Raw genomic sequence first — 15,084 nt, forward strand, 5'->3', positions numbered from 1 at the left:
CTTGTTCAGAGGGCTATGAAGGAGTCGCGCCAGGCGACGATCAGGCGGGCGGTGGCGGTCGGATCGGATGCGGTCCAGCGAATTTCGGAGCGGCCGGGCGGCAGACTGAAGGTGTCCAGCCGGTCAGGGACAGCGACGGTGCCGCCGTCGTCACGGGCGGCCATGGCCTGTCCGGGGCGGGTGTCCACCCGCACCCACTGGCTGGCGCCGAGCACAACCGGCAGCCGCAGCGTCCGGCCGGTCTCGACATGGGTGATGGCGGGGTTGGCGCACGGCCCATATACGGTCAGCGCCGGGTGTGATTCCAGGTCGCCGTTGTTGGTGACCCAGCCGGGCCGGTGCTGCCCGGACACGGCACCGCTGGTGACCTTGATGGGGGCTTGCACAGGGGCGGTGAAGCCGCCACCGGACAGCCAGCCGAGCCGCAGCGCGGTCTGCTGTTCGGTGTCGGCGTAGTAGCGCGGGTCGGTAGCCACGAACTCCACGTCGAGCGGAACCCAGCCGTGGGCCGCGTCCGCCCAGGCCGGGTCGAGCTTGGTCAGCCGTCCGAACAAGACGCGGACCGGGGAGCCGGGCCACTTGATGCGCAGCGGCATCACTGCCCCGCCCACTGTGCGCAGCCGCGGATCGTCGGCCGCCCGTTGGAGGTCGGCGATGATCTGCCGTGCGGCGGCCGGATCACCGGGTGTCTTGACCGCGCAGTCGATGCGGACCGTGCGCGGTTCGTAGAAGTCCGGGGACGGCCAGGCGCCGTCGGCGCCGGGCCGGGGAACCGGTTCGCCGCGCACTGCGGGACGGCCGAGCCCTTCGATCTCCGCGACGGGCACGCACGTGCCGTGGCCGATCACGACGCCGCCGAACTCCAACTGCCAATCCTTAAGCTCCGGGGTGCTCATCGCAGGGCACCTCCGCGCTTGGCCCGGCGCACCTGGTACGCGACCACGGTGGCGATGTCGTTCGCCGACGCCGGGCTCTGGCGCACGTGGATGGTCTGGCTGCCGATCGCCGGGGCCTGGTGCACGATCACCACCCGGGCGCGGCCGGCGGCGGCATCGACCAGGCGACGCGGCGCCAGGTCGTAGCCGAACCGGTCAGCGGTGCGTGCCAGGACGGCGGTAGCCCGGCCGCGTTTGGCTGCCGCATGCGGGATGTAGGACTCGCCGCCGGTGGACCGTTCCGCGAACTTGATCAGGCCGTTCGGCGACGGCGAGGAGTAGATGCCCGGCGCCCACATGCCGCCGTCCGCATAGGCCCGTCCGGCGTTCGCCTTCACCAGGTCGGACAGGAAGCGGTCCGCCTTGCCGGTGCCGCGGATCTGGTTCGTGGAGAGGTTGGCGACCTCGATGAGCCGGTCCTCCTCCAGCCCAGCCAGCTCGGCGACCGCGTGAAGGCCGCGGCCCTTCGCCAGGGAGCTGATGATCTTCACCAGGTCGGTGAGCTGGTCACCGTCGAGCACCCTGGAGGCGTCCTTGGCGGCCTGGTTGGCCTGCCGGGCCTTGGTGTTGTCCTTGACGGCCTGCGCGGCGAGGGCTTCGGCGTTGGCGTCGCCCTGCAGCGCCAGGCGCGTTGCCAGGTCGCCGTAGCCGCTGCCCGCCAGGCGGGCCAGGTTGTTCTGGAAGGCGGTGGCGTCCTTGACCGCGCCTGCGAGCTGGCCGGTGTAGTCGGCCAGCGACGACCGTGCCGCCCCAGCCAGTGACCGCAACTGGGCGGCCATGTCGTTGATGTACCGGTCGGAACCGCGGGCCATCTTCCGTGTCAGGGCGATGCCGTCTTCGCCCATGTCCTCCAGCGCCTTGGCCACCTCCGACCCGGCGCGCCGCGCCACCGTCGCCAGGTCACTGCGCCACGCCTGCGCGGTGCGTACGGAGGAGTGCAGGTTGCGCTCGAACAGGCCGAGATCGAAGTGCTCGTCGCCGTGCTTGTCCTTGCGCTGCGACTTCGAGACCACATCGGAGACGGTCAGGCCGGTGCTGCCCACCGGCTGATACGACCAGTCCGACAGCCCGCCGGCCGCGTTGTAGGTGACGGTGCCGCCGAAGCGGTTCGCCACCTGCTCCAAGATCGCCTTCGACCGGGCCCGCTTGGCGGACGCAAAAGGGATGTACGCCTCGCCCTGCGTCTCGTCCTCCGCCCATACGCGCCATTCGCCGCCCTTGGCGATCTGCGCGACGTGGTTCTCACGCGTGCCGCCGTCGGCGTAGGTGACGATGCCGCCATTGGCCTGCACCATCAGCGGCACACCGTTGACCTGCGGGCCGATGTAGCGGGTCTGGACGTAGTTGGTGATGGTGCGCCCGGTGAGCGCGTTGATCGCCTGCTGGATCGCGGACACGCTGGAGGTGGCCGGGCCGGTGGGCACCGTGACCGTGACGGTCTTGCTGTCGGGCACGTCGGTGACCTTGAAACCGAGGGCTTCGAGCTGCGCACGTGCCTCTCCGGTCGGGGCCGCGACCGTGACCGTCTTGCCGCCCGGCACCCCCTCGACGGCCTGCCGGACCGCGTCCAGGCTCGTGATCGTCGCCTGCGTCGAGGAGGAGACGGCAACGTGCTTCGCGCCGGGCGTCGCGGCCAGCTTGCTGATCAGCGCGTCCAGGCTGCCGCGCGCGGCATCGGTCGGCGCGGTCACCTGGACCGTGCGGTCCTTGAGGTCCTTGATCTGGAAGCCGAGGCTGGTCAGCTTCTCCCGGGCCTCGTTGTCCAGGCTGGAGACGGTGATCGTCTTCCGGTCCGGGGTGGCCTTCAGCGTCTGCTGCACGGCCAGGAGCTGCGCCATCACCGGCTCCATGCCGGCGGTCTGCAGCAGGATGGACACGTTCGCGGGCACCAGCCCCGCCGCGTCCGCGAGCTTCGCGGCCTGCTCGGCGCTCAGCCCGTAGCCTTCGGCGGTGGCGATCGCCGAAGCGCGGGCCTTGGCCATCTCCGCCTGCGCGGCCTTCAGCGACTCCGGCACGCTCTTGCCCTGCGACTGCGCGAACTCGTACGCGGCCTGCGCCGCGTCGGCGGAGTTGGTGGACAGGCCCTGGAGGGTGTCGTAGAGCTTCTGGCCGTTGCGGGTGACCGTGGACAGCGAACCGTCCACATTCAGCAGCGCATCGCGATACCCGTCCGCCTCATCCACGCCGCCCTTGAGCGAATCCTTCGCATCCGAGACGGCCTTGTTCAGCCGGGCCTGGGCGGCCGAGAGGTTCACCGACCCGCCGGCCAGAACGTTGAGGGCGTCGTGCAGGGCGCGGGCCCGGCTGTCGGCGTCCGAGGTGGTGTCGGACAGACGCCGCATCGCATCGGAGAACTTCCCGAACGGGCCCAGCGCCGCGCTCGCCCCCGAACCGCTGCGCCCGGTCGCATCGGCCAGGTCCCGGGCGTCCTTGGCGGCCTGGTTCATCTCGCCCTTGACCGAGCCGAGCGCCTTGGCCGCGTCGTAGGCGGCCTGCCCCTTCTCCGAGTACGTGCGAAACGCGCCGGCCGCCGTGTACTGCATGTCGCTGTTGGCGCTCGCGGTCAGCCGCAGGCTGCGCTCCAGCGCCTCCAGCCCGCCGTTCTGCCCGAGGTAGGCGTCCGTGAGCTGCCGTACGCTCACCCCGGCGCCGCGCATCACATCGACCAGGCGGCTCTTGCCGTCGAACACCTTGGTGTCCATGACCGACTGCGCGGCCGTCGCCCGCACGGAATCGGTGATCGCCCCGTTCGACTCCCGCAGCGCCTGCGTCAGAGTACTGATGCGCGACTGGTGCTCGGCCGCCTCCTGCGCCGCCTGCTGCTGCCGGTCGGCCAGCATCGACAGCCCCACACCGGCCCCGGCGATCGCCACACCGAACGGCCCGCCCAGCGCCCCCATCAGGCCACGCGCCGCACCGCCGAGCCCAGCCCCAAGCGAGCGGGCCAGACCAGAGGCCGGGCCGTTGGCGGAACGGAACGCCGACGCCATCCGGCCCACGACCGGCACCCGGTTCTCCAGCACGGCGAACGCCGCACCCATGCGGCCGATCTCCCGGCCGTTCGCGGCGGCGAGCTGCTGCTGCTCACGCATCTGCGCCCCGGCCGACCGGAAGGCCCCGACCACCGGACCGGTCACGGTCCGGGCCAGGTTCTGCATCATCGGCGTGACCCGACGCGCCAGCAGCATCGCGGCGATCGCAGTCTGCACCGGGCCCGGCAGCGCCGCGAAGCCGTGCACCAGCGCGGCAATGACGCGTCCGATGGGCACCAGTACGCCGGACAGCACCCCGAAGCCGCGGCTGGCCAGGTTCGCGGCCGTGACGACCATGTCCAGCGCCGAGGCGCCGCCGCCCGCTTCGCTTGCCACGTCGCTGATGGCCTCGGCGACCGGGGAGGCGGCCTCGCCGATGTTGTGCAGCACTCGCAGGCCCGCACGGCCGACGTTGACCAGGATGTTCAGGCCGGCGGCGACAGTGTCGAGGGCCAGGTCCTTGATCGGCTTGCCGAGCCCGGAGAAAGACTCCGTCAGCTCATCGACCTCATCCGAGGCTGCCTTGGCCAGCCCGGGCCGGGCCAGGGTGTACAGGTCGTGCAGGTAGCCCAGGCCAGAGGCGATGTGCGGGGTGGCGGCGCCGAGCCCGGCCGTCAGCAGCCGGGTGACCTTCTCCAGCCCCGGAGCCGCCGCCGTGTAGAGGACCTGCCCGGTGTTGGACCACTGCGTCTTGAGCTGGCTGACCGCACCCGACAGGCCCTTGGTCTGGGAGGCGGCGATCTCCCCGGCCGCGCCCGTGCGGGCGATGGCCGTGTGCATCTGGTCGAAGGACGCAGCGCCCTGGTGGGCCAGAGCTGCTGCACCGGCCAGCGCGGGCTTGCCCACCACCGCGGAGGCCGCGGCGAGGAAGTCCTTCTGGGACATACGGTGCTGGGCCTTCTCCAAGCCCTCGATCACCGTGCGCAGGCCCTTGAAGTTGCCCTGCGAGTCCCACGCTTCGATGTTCAGCTCGGCCAGGCCCCGCTTCGCGGCCGCGGTGGGCTTGGCGAGGTTGGTCAGCATTCCGCGCAGGGACGTTCCTGCCTTGGAGCCGAGGATGCCCGAGCGGGCCAGCATCGCCACCGCCGCCGAGCAGTCCTCGATCGAGATGCCCAGCTGCGCGGCGACGGGGCCGGTGTAGGACATCGCGTAGTAGATGTCCTGCAACCCGCCCGAGGCGGCGTTCGCCGACGCGGCCAGAACGTCCGCGGCCCGCCCGGCGTTGTTCGATGACAGACCGAACTGGTCCATCACGTCACCCAGGTACCGGGCGGCGTCGGCCGCGGACAGGTTGTCGGCGGCGGCGAGCTGCATCGCGGCGCGGGCGTTGGCCAGCGACGAGGTGGAGGTCTGACCGGCCTTGGCCAGCTCCAGCATCGCCTCCGCCGCCTTGGCCGCCGACGTCCCCGGCAGCGTCAGGTCCGCCCCGAGCTCGCGGGCCTTGGCCGCGGCCTGGACCATCTCGGTCCCGGAGGCGCCGGTGACCGCGCCCCACTTGTTGATGGACCGCTGGTACTCGTTGCCCTCCTTGGCGATCTCCGCCAGCCCGGCGACGATGCCGCCGCCGACCACGAGACCGCGCAGGTGGTGCAGCTCCTGCCGGGCCGAGAGCACGCCGTGCCGCAGGCGGCTCATCGACGCGTGCCCGTCCGCGCCGACCCGCCGCAGCCCGGCCCCGGCCTCGTGGGAGGAGCGGCCCACCGACCGCAGGCCGGCGGCAGCGGCCCGGCTGCCGCCGTCGATGCGGCCCAGACCGCTGCGCAGGGCGTCGGTATCGCGCCGCAGGTCCCGCATCGCGCGGGACGCCTGGCGCACCTGCGAGAGCAGATGCGCCGCATCAGCGCGCATCTGCACGCTGAGCGTGTAGTTCGACACCGGGCGGCGCCCTAACTCCCCGCGCCCTGCCCTTCACCCTTGGCGGCGCCCCAACGCCCCCAAGGGGTAACTACTGCTGGTGGTGGTGCTGTTCGCGCGGCACCAGGCCGATGCGCACCCCGTAGCCGTCGGGGCCGTCCGGCACCTGGTCCTGCTCCGTGGCGATCAGCTCACAGCCCACGCACCGCACCGTGGTGCTCACGTACGCATACCGGTCACCGCCCTGCTCCTCGTCCCACTCCGCGGCCCGCGTGCCGCACTGCTCACACACGCTGCGCCGGTACGCCTCAAACGCCAGCGCCTTGGCCCGGTCCGTCTGGGACCAGCGGCCGTCTCCGGCGCCGAGGAAGAAGGAATGAGGGATGCGGTAGCGGTCGCACAGCTCCAGCTCCGCCCGAAACTGCGTGTCCGCAATCAGTCTTTTCCCAGCTCCTCCGTACTGGCCCGGCTGATCTGCTGGGCCTGCCACGCCGCCGCAAACAGCGCGTTCGCCTCACCCGCCGGCCACGAGTCCAGCAGATCCTGGGCATCCTCCTCGGACAGGCCCTCGACCGCCGCACCGGACTCATCCCGCTCGATGTGGGCGGCGGCGACCAGAGCGGCGGGGAACGTCTCGGGATTCCAGGCGTCACCGTCCTCCGCCTGCTCCTCCGTCGGCGGGAACCGCCGGATCAGCCCGTCCAGCACCGGACGCGGCAGCGCCCTGAACGTCAGCGACAGCGACGCCGCCTCGTACGCGGCCTTCGCCTCCTTCAGCTCCACCTCGGCGCGCTCAACCTCGGCCGGGTCCGCGCCCGTCTCGGCCTCGGCCATGCGCAGCCGCGCGGCCTCCAGCCTCGCCTGTTCGAAACGTTTCTTCGCGGCCATGTCGTCACACAGCCGCAGTGTGTACTCGGGAAGCTGCCGGGCGCGGAGCCGGGCGAGCTTGCGTGCCCAGTGCGCGTCACGGGCGACCGCCTCAGCGGGCGGGGCAGTGGGGGAGGGGGAGGTGCCGGGCATGGAGAACTCCAGGAGAAAACAGGCCCGGCCGGGCCGCAGGCTGGCGCCGAGGAGGTGGTGGGACGCCGCTGCGTGCGTACCCGGCCGGGAGCGGGGAGGGGCCGGGTTACTACTTGTCGAACTTCGGCGGCGGCGGGGCGTCGGCGGCCGGGACCTCGGCGTCCTGCGTCGGCTTCTCCGTGATCGAGAAGCTGACCGTGAACTTGGCGGCCTCGTTGTCGGTCGAGTAGTTCGGTGACCGGGAGCCGATCCGGACGGGGAAGACGTCCATGGACCGGTTGCCGGGCAGATCGCCCTTGCGCAGGAATACGACCCAGCCCGTGGCGTCCTTGGTGAGCAGCTGCTCGATCGCGTCGCTGACCTTGTCCTCGTAGAACCCCAGCGAGGAGTCGTCGGCCTTATCGCTGCCCGGGATGCTGCTCTCGAATGTGCTGCCCAGATCCGGGGTTTCGATGGGCTGGTTGGCGAGCGTCCCCCCGTCGATGGACGCGATCGCGTTCGTCAGATCGGTGCCGGCCGTCAGCTCCGGGCGGGTCGGCACGTTGCCCTCGTCGGCGATCTTCTCCAGCCACAGGACACGGGTGACGCCCCGGCGGCTGTACTTCTTGACCTGCAAGGCTTGCTGTCCGATTCCGGGACGGCAGCCATACAAGCGGTGGTGGGATGGCCCCGCCCCTCGACGTCGTGTCGGGGAACCGGCCCATCCCGAAGCCGGGTGGGCGTCCGCGCGGGGCCTCCGCGGTGAGGGCGCGACCAGCTCAGCGAAGCTGAACGCCGAGTCGCACGCTGATCACGATACTGCGCCCAGCCGAACTGCTGACCGTACGCGGGACGGCACTTCCAGACGAACGGTCGATGCCAGAGCACCTACTGTCGACTGGGCCCGTTTGGTGGCACAGCAGCCACCGCAAAGATGATCGACACGAGATATCCACAACCGCCCGCGCACGCAAGCGCGTTCACGTAGCCTGGCGCTCAGACAGCAACAGCTCGCGCCTCTTCGCTCCCCCAGTCCTGGCAGACCGTCAGATGGAGATGAGGAGGCAGAGCATGAGCGGTAAGCACCGACGTGATCAAAAGCCGTGGCTGTCGAGGCTGCGAAGGATCAGCCGCCGGTCGGCCAAGGTAATCAAGCCTGTGAGCCCATGGGTGGGACCACTGATCTTGCTTTACCGTGACTGGCGTAACGGCTGATCCCTCGCACCGGTTGGGCGGCGGGAGTGCAAATCCTTGGCTGGTCTACGCACTCTCGTCGTCCAATACTGCGCGCTAACGCAATGTCTCTTAGGACTCTACAGACCACCCAACGCACTCCGCAGTGCATTGCGGATTCGTACTGTACGTTTTTTCCATCGCAGCCGAAACACGGCCGGACGCTCACCCGCTGGCAGTCAGGCAGAACTGCTGTGGGTAGCTGACGACGGCCGCAGCCGGCCCCGCGTCGTCGGTTCCTGCATCGCTCCTGAGTTCGCGCGCCCACACGTCGACGCCCGGCGCGTCGATCGGCCACCGCCAGTCGCCGGTCGTGGTGCGTTCGAGGACCGCGCGCCGTACTCGGTCGGCCATCCACTCCGCTTGGTCGGTACGGGCGGCGACGGCTGTCACCTGGTACAGGAGGTCCGAGTCCTCGGACGTGTCGGCCAGGGGTGCGCCGCCGACGGGGCCGCCTTGCGGGTACAGCACCAGGTACGGCATCTCGGCCGGCTGGCCGTCGACGAGCGGTAGCTTCCCGAGACCGCACGGCCTGCCGGTCGCTTCGGTCAGTGTGTGGCGGAAGGCTTCGGATACGGCGGCGCGGTCGATCATTCGTCGTCTCCCAAGAAGCCTCTGCCGGTGGTTTCGACGGACAGGGCGCCGTACCGGCACAGTCCGACGGTGTCCCAGTCCGGCACGCCTGGCGTCGTGATCACGGACAGGGTGCGTTCGCCGTCCTCGTCCAGGACCTCGGCGATCACGACGGCGCGGGCGAGCATCCCCAGCTCCCATTCGCCGAAGACCTCCGCCAAGGCCGCTTCGACCTCTTCGGCCAGACCGTTCACAGCGACCTCTTCACCGCGTCGTTCAACTCCCGCACGAGGACAGGCCCGGCCTGGTCGACGGCCGGGCCCAGGTGCGGGAAGGGCGGCTGCGCATAGTGCCGGCCGAGGCTGTCGGCGCCGACGAACCCGAACTCCAACCGCCGTCCCTGCGGCGCGCTGGTGCCCACCTCTGCGACGACCACAGGACCCGCGGCCTGAACGTCGGCGCGCCAGGAGGCCCGGTACGTGCCGGTGATCACACGGGGGCCGGGCCTTCCGGAGGCGTTGTGCTGCACCTGCTCGACCAGCGCCTGGGCCCGGTGCCGCATCACGGCATGCGTCGCGGCCACCGTCCGGGCGGCCCCGCGTTCCAGGGCGGCAGCCAGCGCCGCGGGATCGGTGAACGCGCCGCCGCTCACGCGCCCGCCTTGCGGTTGTGCTCCTCCAGCCACACGGTACGCAGCACCGGAACCGAAGAAACCTCCCCAAGTGCCGCGACCCGGTACGTACGGCCGGCGGCCTGCTTGTCACGAGCCTCAACTATCTCCACTGTGTCGTCCTCCCGCAGCTCGGGCGCATCGAGCGGCAGCAGCAGCCGGTACCCGGCCCGCACCTCTTCGACCCACGCGCCTTCATGGCCGCCCTTGCTGCGAATCCGCTCCTGGTGCCCGTACAACCCGGCCTTGCCCGAGTGCACCACCAGCGGAGGAGCAGGCACGAGGGCGCCTGTGGCGGGATCGAGAACGTCTTCGCCGACCTCGCGGGTGACGAGCACCTTGTCCGACATCAGGTGCCGCTCGGCGAACCGGGCGACACCGCGCAGATCAAGCACTCAGTGCCCACTCCCGCAACTGCGCCAGCACCCCGCGCGTCAGCTCCCCCGGCCCACCGTCGAGATCATCACGGGCCAGTACGGCTTCATCGAGCTTGCGCCAGTCCACCGCGTCCAGGAACCCGGCCACGACCTGCCGCACATCCGCCGGCTCGACCACCACGTCCGCCAGGCCCTCGAACCGCACGCCATTCCAGCCCTTGGCCACGTACAGCGTCACCTCGGGGCCCTCGTCCACGGTCTGTGTGATCCGGTACGCCTCCACCGACGAGGCCACATCGTGGCCGTCGAGCTCGACGATCGTCGCCTTGTTGGGCGCTGCGCAAATGCGGACATGACGGAGGTCACCGGATGTGCTCATGTTTCGGAGCCTAAGTGCACGGAGCCCACGGCCTCTCGTGCTGCTGTGGAGATGCACCGGCGTGCGAGGCGCCGCCTCGGTGGCTAAAGAACAGCCGCAGAATCAGGTGTGCCGCTAGGGATCTTGCCACGGGGGGTGGGGTTGTCCATACGCGGCACCAAGCCTGAAGGGCCTTCGGGTGGTTTTGGCGGGCTGCCGACAGCCGGGTGCGGGGTGTGGCATACGTCACTCGGACGGTCGGAGGTGCGGTGTCTGCTCGCGGATGCCTGGGCGGTGTGGTCCGAGGGTGCCTTGCCGGAACGCGCGTTCGCCTCGTACCGCAGTCGGCAGAATGTGCCGGGCCGGTCCTGGTCTCGCAGGCGGGCAGGCCAATCCGCGCGCCGGACTGCCTCGCTCGCCGGCGTCGGCGTCTACTGCCGCATGGTCGAGCGCCGCCGGTCGAAGGACTACTGGATGAGGTTCGAGGCGGCCCGGGCGGCTTGCGATCAGGTGGGCTGGCATCCTCGGCAGGGCAGACGGTGGGGCTGTCCTTTGGTGTTAGTCGAGGCGGTGGTGGTCGAGGACGTGTTCGGCGGTGCGCAGCAGGGGCTGGTTGTGGCGGAAGGAGTGGGCGCGCAGCCGGGCCAGGGCATCGTCGGGGGTGAGGTTGTCTTTGGCGGCGAGAACACCGGCGGCCATGTGGACGGTGGGCGGGTAGCCCTGCGGCCCACGCTGGGCGGGCCTGGTGGGGCCGGTGATCAGGTGGGGGTGTTCGTCGAGGGCGAGCAGGGCGAGGATGCGGGCGTAGGCGGCGGCCCGGTCCTTGTGTGCCGCGGTGAAGGGGGTGGGGGTGCAGCGGTAGAGGTCCACGGCGCCGATGAGGAGGTTGCCGATGGCCAGGGGCAGGGCCAGGACGCGGCGGGCTCCCGTCTCGCAGGCGGCCGGTGTGAAGACGGGCCACCGCTCGCCCGCCTGGTGCAGGTCCGCGTCGACGGGGCGGCGGTGGACGTAGGCGTCGGTGCACGGCCCCTCGCCGGTGACCAGCTGGGCGTCCTCCACGGCCCGGGCGCGCTCGTCGGTGGCGCAGCCCAGCACGCGCAGCTCGCCGGCGGTGACCAGGGTGGCGCCGCCGAAGTCGGCGTCCAGGTCCTCGACGCAGGTCCGGCAGGCGGTGTGGAGCGTGACAGGGCCGGTGGCATCGGCGGCACCGATGCGCTGCCATGCCGCGTCATGGTGCTCGGGGGTCATGGGCGGTCCCTTCCGTGGGGTGGCCCCGGGGCACCTGGACGGATGGGCAGGTTGTTGTCCGCCGGGGTCTGGGGCGGGAGCCGTGCGGCACGGCGCGGGTCAGGGGCGCTGGAGGGTGGAGGTGTCGAGCGTGCCGTCGATCAGCTGCCGGCACAGCGCGGACAGGGTCTGCTGGTGGGCGCGGGCGTGCCGGCGCAGGGCATCGAAGGCGTTGTCGAGGGTGGTGTTCCAGCGTTCGGCCAGGATGCCCTTGGCCTGTTCGATGCAGATGCGGCTGGAGAGGGCGGCCCGCAGCTGGGCCCGCTCGATGTTGCCGTGGGCGATGGTGCGGTGCTGGAGGATCGCGATGGTCGCCACGTCCGCCAGCGCCTGCGCCACGCCTGCGTCGGATGCGCTGAGGTCTTGTTCGCGGGTGTCGAAGAGGTTCATCGCGCCCACGTTCTGCTGGCGCAGCCGCATGGGCAGGGCGTGGGTGGTGGCGAAGCCGGCCTGGCGGGCGCGCTCGGCGAAGCGGGGGTAGCCGGCGGTCTGTACGGGGGAGCCGAGGGCGATGTTCAGGTGGGCGGTGCCGCTGCGGTGGCACTCCACGCACGGCCCCTGGTCGGTCTGCAGGGCGAACAGTTCCAGCAGCCGGGTGTGCTCATCGGATGCGGCGATCAGCTGGAGGCAGCCGCCCGGGTCGGCGAGCATGACCCCGACCGCCGACACGTCCAGCACGTCGTTGCACCGCTCGCACAGCCGGTGCAGGAAATCGATCAGGTCGAAGTCGTCGACGAGGGTATCCACGGCCTCGACCATGGCCGCCAGCAGTCGTTCTTCACGCGTCATGGCCCTTCAGTCCCTTCACCGGAAGTCTCCGGCCCGTCCTCATTCTCCCGGAAGCTCAACCGCCGGGCCACCACGTCCTCGGCGGTCTCCACCACGCTCTGCCGGTGCCCGAAGGCGTAGGCCCGCAGGAGGAGCAGCGCCTGCGCCAGCGGCACCCCGGCCTGCACACTGACCATTCCGGTGGCCTGGTGGACGACGGCCCGGTACAGCTCCGATCCACTGTCCGCCGCGGCGAACGCCTCCCGCTGCGGACCGCCGTGCAAGAGCACGGCGGTCAGGGCGTTGGCCACCAGCCAGGCGTCGGTCAGCGTCGCGTCCGGCAGCGGACCGGGCGCCGCGCGCTGCAAGGTCAAGGTGCCCAGGCACGCGGAGCCGACATGCAGCGGCAGACAGAAGACGGCCCCGATGCCCAGCGCCTGGGCCTCCGGCAGCAACGCCGGCCACCGGCCGGCCGCGACCTGTGACAGATCCGGCACCAGAACCGGCGCACAGCACACCGCCACCTCGGGACCCGGCCCCTGGCCCAGCGTGAACTGCAGATCTTCCAGCCGTGCACTGGTGCCCTGGGTGCACCACAGCACCTCGCTTTGGCCGTCGGCCGTCGTCGCGCAGGCGGCGATGCCGTCCACCCCGAGCAGCTGGGCGCACAGCTCGGGATCCGCGCCGACCAGCCCCCGGTCCCCGGCGGCGGGCTCCAGGTGCCTGAGCACGGCAGCCAAGTCACGGTCAGCTCCCACCGCTGTTCACCTCCCGGCACGACCACCCGTCACCCGCGGGCAAAGTCCCGTCGGCACCGGTCATATCCCTACGCCTGCCAGTCTAGGGATTTCTCAGCGGCTTCTCCCCGCTCAGCGCGGCAAAGACGCCCGGGCACGCTCTGCCCCGGGGCCGCGTGCCCTGTCCACGGACAGTTGATCTCCCTGTGCGGTATGGCTTTCCGCCCCTTCGGTCGGCCTACGTGCTGGGAAGCCCGTGCACCCTTGTGGTGCGCCGTCGCGCCGGTGAAGACTGTCTGTGTGCCGGGCGGCGACCGGGCGGGGGCCTACTTGCCTGGTCCCGCCGCCCGGCAGGACAGTGGCCCGCCGGGCGGGTCAGTGCGGTGGCTTGACGCCTTTAACCGTGGTTGCCTGGATAAGTCGCAGGCTGCTGCCTTCGGTCAGGATGACGTGCGCTGGTGCAGCAGCCGGTCGACGGCCGCGTGGCGAGCGTCTTGGGCACGATCGAGTCGAAGCCCGACGGGTGCAGATTCGTAGAACGCCTGGGCGGCGGCCTGGCCGGACGGCAGCATCCCGATGTCGTCAAGGACGATCAGGTGGCAGCGGATGATCTTCGCGATGGCCTTGGCGGCGGAGTTGTCGACGCCGGCCCGGCCGACGTGGGCGGTCAGCGATGCAAGGCTGCACCAGGCGATCCGCAGGCCCCGGTCGAGGGCCTTGTGGGCCAGGGCCCGGCGAAGTGGCTTTCCCCCCGTGCCCAAGGCATTGGCGATCGCCGGGTCTCCGCGCGGCCGACCCATGCGAGGTCATCAGGGCTTGCTGACTGGGGCGGGGAGGAGTCCTCCTTCCGCCAGGAGTCGAACGGCTTGCCCGACGGCCGGTTGGCCTGCTTGCGGCGGCTCGCCGCCTCGCGGCCTTTGCTCTCTTCGTCCAGCAGATCCGCAGCACCTCGGCGGGGGCCCAGCGGTGCAAGCGGACGGTGGCCAGCCCATCCAGGACGGCCTGGCGCAGGCAGGCGGCCCGACTGTCCGGCCCCGCCCGGACAGTCCCACCGGCAGCACAGCACGGGTTCCGCCACCGGCTCGTAACTCTCCTTTGCCCCCCCACAACGGGGCGTAGGGTGAGAGGAGAGCTGCCCGAAGCCACACCGCTCGTCCACCCTTCTGACATTGGCTTCCGATCAGGCAGCGTCGGCGGTGAATGCCGGAGATCGGACACAGCGAGATGTCCGCACACAAGCAGGCCCGCACCCCGCTTGCCACCCCCACGAGTCCCCCGTGAAGCTCCCACGGCCCCAAGCGGTCATCCTGGCCGCCCGCTTTGTAGGCCACGCCCATCCGGCCCAACGCCTCGGCGAGGCATGCCGGACCGCCCTGAATGAGGCGTATGCGGTGGGGCTGACCCTGGCCGTCGACGCCGCCCTGGCGCAACGGGTGTCCCTGTGCGCGGCCGGCCCACTCGCCGCCCGCGGGGAGACCCTGCAGATCAGCCTCGGCGAAGGCCCGTGCATCCAGGCCCTGAACCAGATGACGCCGGTGCTCGCCGACGACCTCGACGACGCGGACACCGTACGCCAGTGGCCCATCTACGCCGAACAGGCCCAGGCCCACGGCATCCGCGCGGTCTTCGCCCTGCCCGTCCTCAGCGGCCCCGACCCGGCGCAGCAGCCCGGCCTCGTTCTCTCCCTCTACCGCGACCGGCCCGGCCCGATCCCCAAGGCCGACCTGCACCTCGCCCAGGACCACGCGGACGCCGCCGACCTGCTGCTCCTGGCCACCCCCACGCCGAGCGAGGAAGACCTCTCCCACGCCTGGCTCCTGCCGGCCGACGCCGTCGTCCACCAGGCCATCGGCATGATCAGCTACCGGCACTCCGTGACCACCGGCCAGGCCCTGGCCCTGCTGCGCGCCCACGCCCACACCCGCGGAACGGACCTGTCCGCCCTCGCCCACGCCGTGGTCCACGAACGTCTGACCCTGCCCGGCCTTTCCGGCCCGCCCTCCCCCGACCCCCCACCACAGTGACGCAACCCGCCAGCCGCTGCGCACTCGACGCCCCACCGGACGACGGCCCCACAAGCCCGACTCCACCGGCCACCTTGGAGGGGCATCGACTCCCATGCAGTCGCCAGGACTCCAGAGAAGAAGACCGCACGGAGGCCGGGGATGTGTCGGATGAGGAACCGAGGCTCCGCGCCTGAAACGCGGTCGCAGCGTGAAGGCCCGTTGGGCGCCTTCTTGCCTGCCGTAGCGTGAGCGGTA

Annotated in this window: 15 protein-coding genes; 1 reads left to right on the forward strand and 14 read right to left on the reverse strand. The window is 71.1% G+C overall.

Annotated elements, in window-relative coordinates; genetic code table 11:
- Positions 1-5: 5 nt before the first annotated feature.
- The 14 genes from CP973_RS39030 to CP973_RS39095 all read right to left on the reverse strand — a co-directional run bounded on the left by CP973_RS39030 (position 6) and on the right by CP973_RS39095 (position 13,623).
- A complete protein-coding gene (locus CP973_RS39030; protein WP_150249679.1) occupies positions 6-896 on the reverse strand; it encodes a hypothetical protein in 891 nt (296 codons plus the stop codon).
- A complete protein-coding gene (locus CP973_RS39035) occupies positions 893-5,842 on the reverse strand; it encodes a phage tail tape measure protein (RefSeq protein ID WP_150249682.1) in 4,950 nt (1,649 codons plus the stop codon). Before CP973_RS39035 ends, CP973_RS39030 begins: the two co-directional genes overlap by 4 nt.
- 70 nt (positions 5,843-5,912) lie before the next feature.
- Entirely contained in the window at positions 5,913-6,113 is a 201-nt protein-coding gene (locus tag CP973_RS41280) for a hypothetical protein (protein WP_244410237.1), read from the reverse strand.
- Between the two features lie 143 nt (positions 6,114-6,256).
- A complete protein-coding gene (locus CP973_RS39045; protein WP_150249688.1) occupies positions 6,257-6,841 on the reverse strand; it encodes a hypothetical protein in 585 nt (194 codons plus the stop codon).
- Between the two features lie 109 nt (positions 6,842-6,950).
- A complete protein-coding gene (locus CP973_RS39050; RefSeq protein WP_150249690.1) occupies positions 6,951-7,457 on the reverse strand; it encodes a phage tail tube protein in 507 nt (168 codons plus the stop codon).
- A 761-nt stretch (positions 7,458-8,218) separates the two neighbouring features.
- Positions 8,219-8,647, reverse strand: a complete 429-nt coding sequence (locus CP973_RS39055) for a hypothetical protein (RefSeq protein ID WP_150249693.1) — start codon at positions 8,645-8,647, stop codon at positions 8,219-8,221.
- Positions 8,644-8,880 (reverse strand): hypothetical protein, encoded by a 237-nt coding sequence (locus CP973_RS39060; RefSeq protein ID WP_150249696.1) that lies wholly within the window; start codon positions 8,878-8,880, stop codon positions 8,644-8,646. Before CP973_RS39060 ends, CP973_RS39055 begins: the two co-directional genes overlap by 4 nt.
- The gene (locus tag CP973_RS39065; protein WP_150249699.1) at positions 8,877-9,278 is read right to left on the reverse strand and encodes an HK97 gp10 family phage protein; all 402 of its coding nucleotides are present in this window, start codon (positions 9,276-9,278) and stop codon (positions 8,877-8,879) included. Before CP973_RS39065 ends, CP973_RS39060 begins: the two co-directional genes overlap by 4 nt.
- On the reverse strand, positions 9,275-9,691 hold the full coding sequence (locus CP973_RS39070) for a DUF6093 family protein (RefSeq protein ID WP_150249702.1): 417 nt from the start codon (positions 9,689-9,691) through the stop codon (positions 9,275-9,277). The genes CP973_RS39065 and CP973_RS39070 overlap by 4 nt, the downstream gene beginning before the upstream one ends.
- A complete protein-coding gene (locus CP973_RS39075) occupies positions 9,684-10,052 on the reverse strand; it encodes a hypothetical protein (protein ID WP_150249705.1) in 369 nt (122 codons plus the stop codon). Before CP973_RS39075 ends, CP973_RS39070 begins: the two co-directional genes overlap by 8 nt.
- A 537-nt stretch (positions 10,053-10,589) precedes the next feature.
- Positions 10,590-11,279: a GAF and ANTAR domain-containing protein gene (locus CP973_RS39080; protein WP_150249708.1), complete on the reverse strand. Its 690-nt coding sequence runs from the start codon at positions 11,277-11,279 to the stop codon at positions 10,590-10,592.
- A gap of 99 nt (positions 11,280-11,378) precedes the next feature.
- The gene (locus CP973_RS39085; protein ID WP_150249711.1) at positions 11,379-12,107 is read right to left on the reverse strand and encodes a GAF and ANTAR domain-containing protein; all 729 of its coding nucleotides are present in this window, start codon (positions 12,105-12,107) and stop codon (positions 11,379-11,381) included.
- Positions 12,104-12,844 carry a GAF domain-containing protein gene (locus CP973_RS39090; protein ID WP_150249716.1) on the reverse strand — a complete coding sequence of 247 codons (741 nt, stop codon included), beginning with the start codon at positions 12,842-12,844 and terminating at the stop codon, positions 12,104-12,106. Before CP973_RS39090 ends, CP973_RS39085 begins: the two co-directional genes overlap by 4 nt.
- Positions 12,845-13,263: 419 nt before the next feature.
- Complete coding sequence (locus tag CP973_RS39095) at positions 13,264-13,623, reverse strand: ATP-binding protein (protein WP_150249719.1); 360 nt, start codon at positions 13,621-13,623, stop codon at positions 13,264-13,266.
- A gap of 477 nt (positions 13,624-14,100) precedes the next feature.
- Between CP973_RS39095 and CP973_RS39100 the strand changes: the two genes are divergently transcribed.
- A complete protein-coding gene (locus CP973_RS39100; RefSeq protein WP_150249722.1) occupies positions 14,101-14,847 on the forward strand; it encodes an ANTAR domain-containing protein in 747 nt (248 codons plus the stop codon).
- Positions 14,848-15,084 lie beyond the last annotated feature (237 nt).

Origin of the sequence: Streptomyces albofaciens JCM 4342, assembly GCF_008634025.1 — a bacterium.
In the GTDB taxonomy this organism is placed as follows: domain Bacteria; phylum Actinomycetota; class Actinomycetes; order Streptomycetales; family Streptomycetaceae; genus Streptomyces; species Streptomyces albofaciens.

What these genes read in the sequence shown, in the direction of transcription:
- CP973_RS39085 (WP_150249711.1), bottom strand. Translation starts at nt 12,107, where the DNA reads ATGACGCGTGAAGAACGACTGCTGGCGGCCATGGTCGAGGCCGTGGAT.
- CP973_RS39045 (WP_150249688.1), bottom strand. Translation starts at nt 6,841, where the DNA reads ATGCCCGGCACCTCCCCCTCCCCCACTGCCCCGCCCGCTGAGGCGGTC.
- CP973_RS39095 (WP_150249719.1), bottom strand. Translation starts at nt 13,623, where the DNA reads ATGGGTCGGCCGCGCGGAGACCCGGCGATCGCCAATGCCTTGGGCACG.
- CP973_RS39075 (WP_150249705.1), bottom strand. Translation starts at nt 10,052, where the DNA reads ATGAGCACATCCGGTGACCTCCGTCATGTCCGCATTTGCGCAGCGCCC.
- CP973_RS39080 (WP_150249708.1), bottom strand. Translation starts at nt 11,279, where the DNA reads ATGACCCCCGAGCACCATGACGCGGCATGGCAGCGCATCGGTGCCGCC.
- CP973_RS39030 (WP_150249679.1), bottom strand. Translation starts at nt 896, where the DNA reads ATGAGCACCCCGGAGCTTAAGGATTGGCAGTTGGAGTTCGGCGGCGTC.
- CP973_RS39055 (WP_150249693.1), bottom strand. Translation starts at nt 8,647, where the DNA reads ATGATCGACCGCGCCGCCGTATCCGAAGCCTTCCGCCACACACTGACC.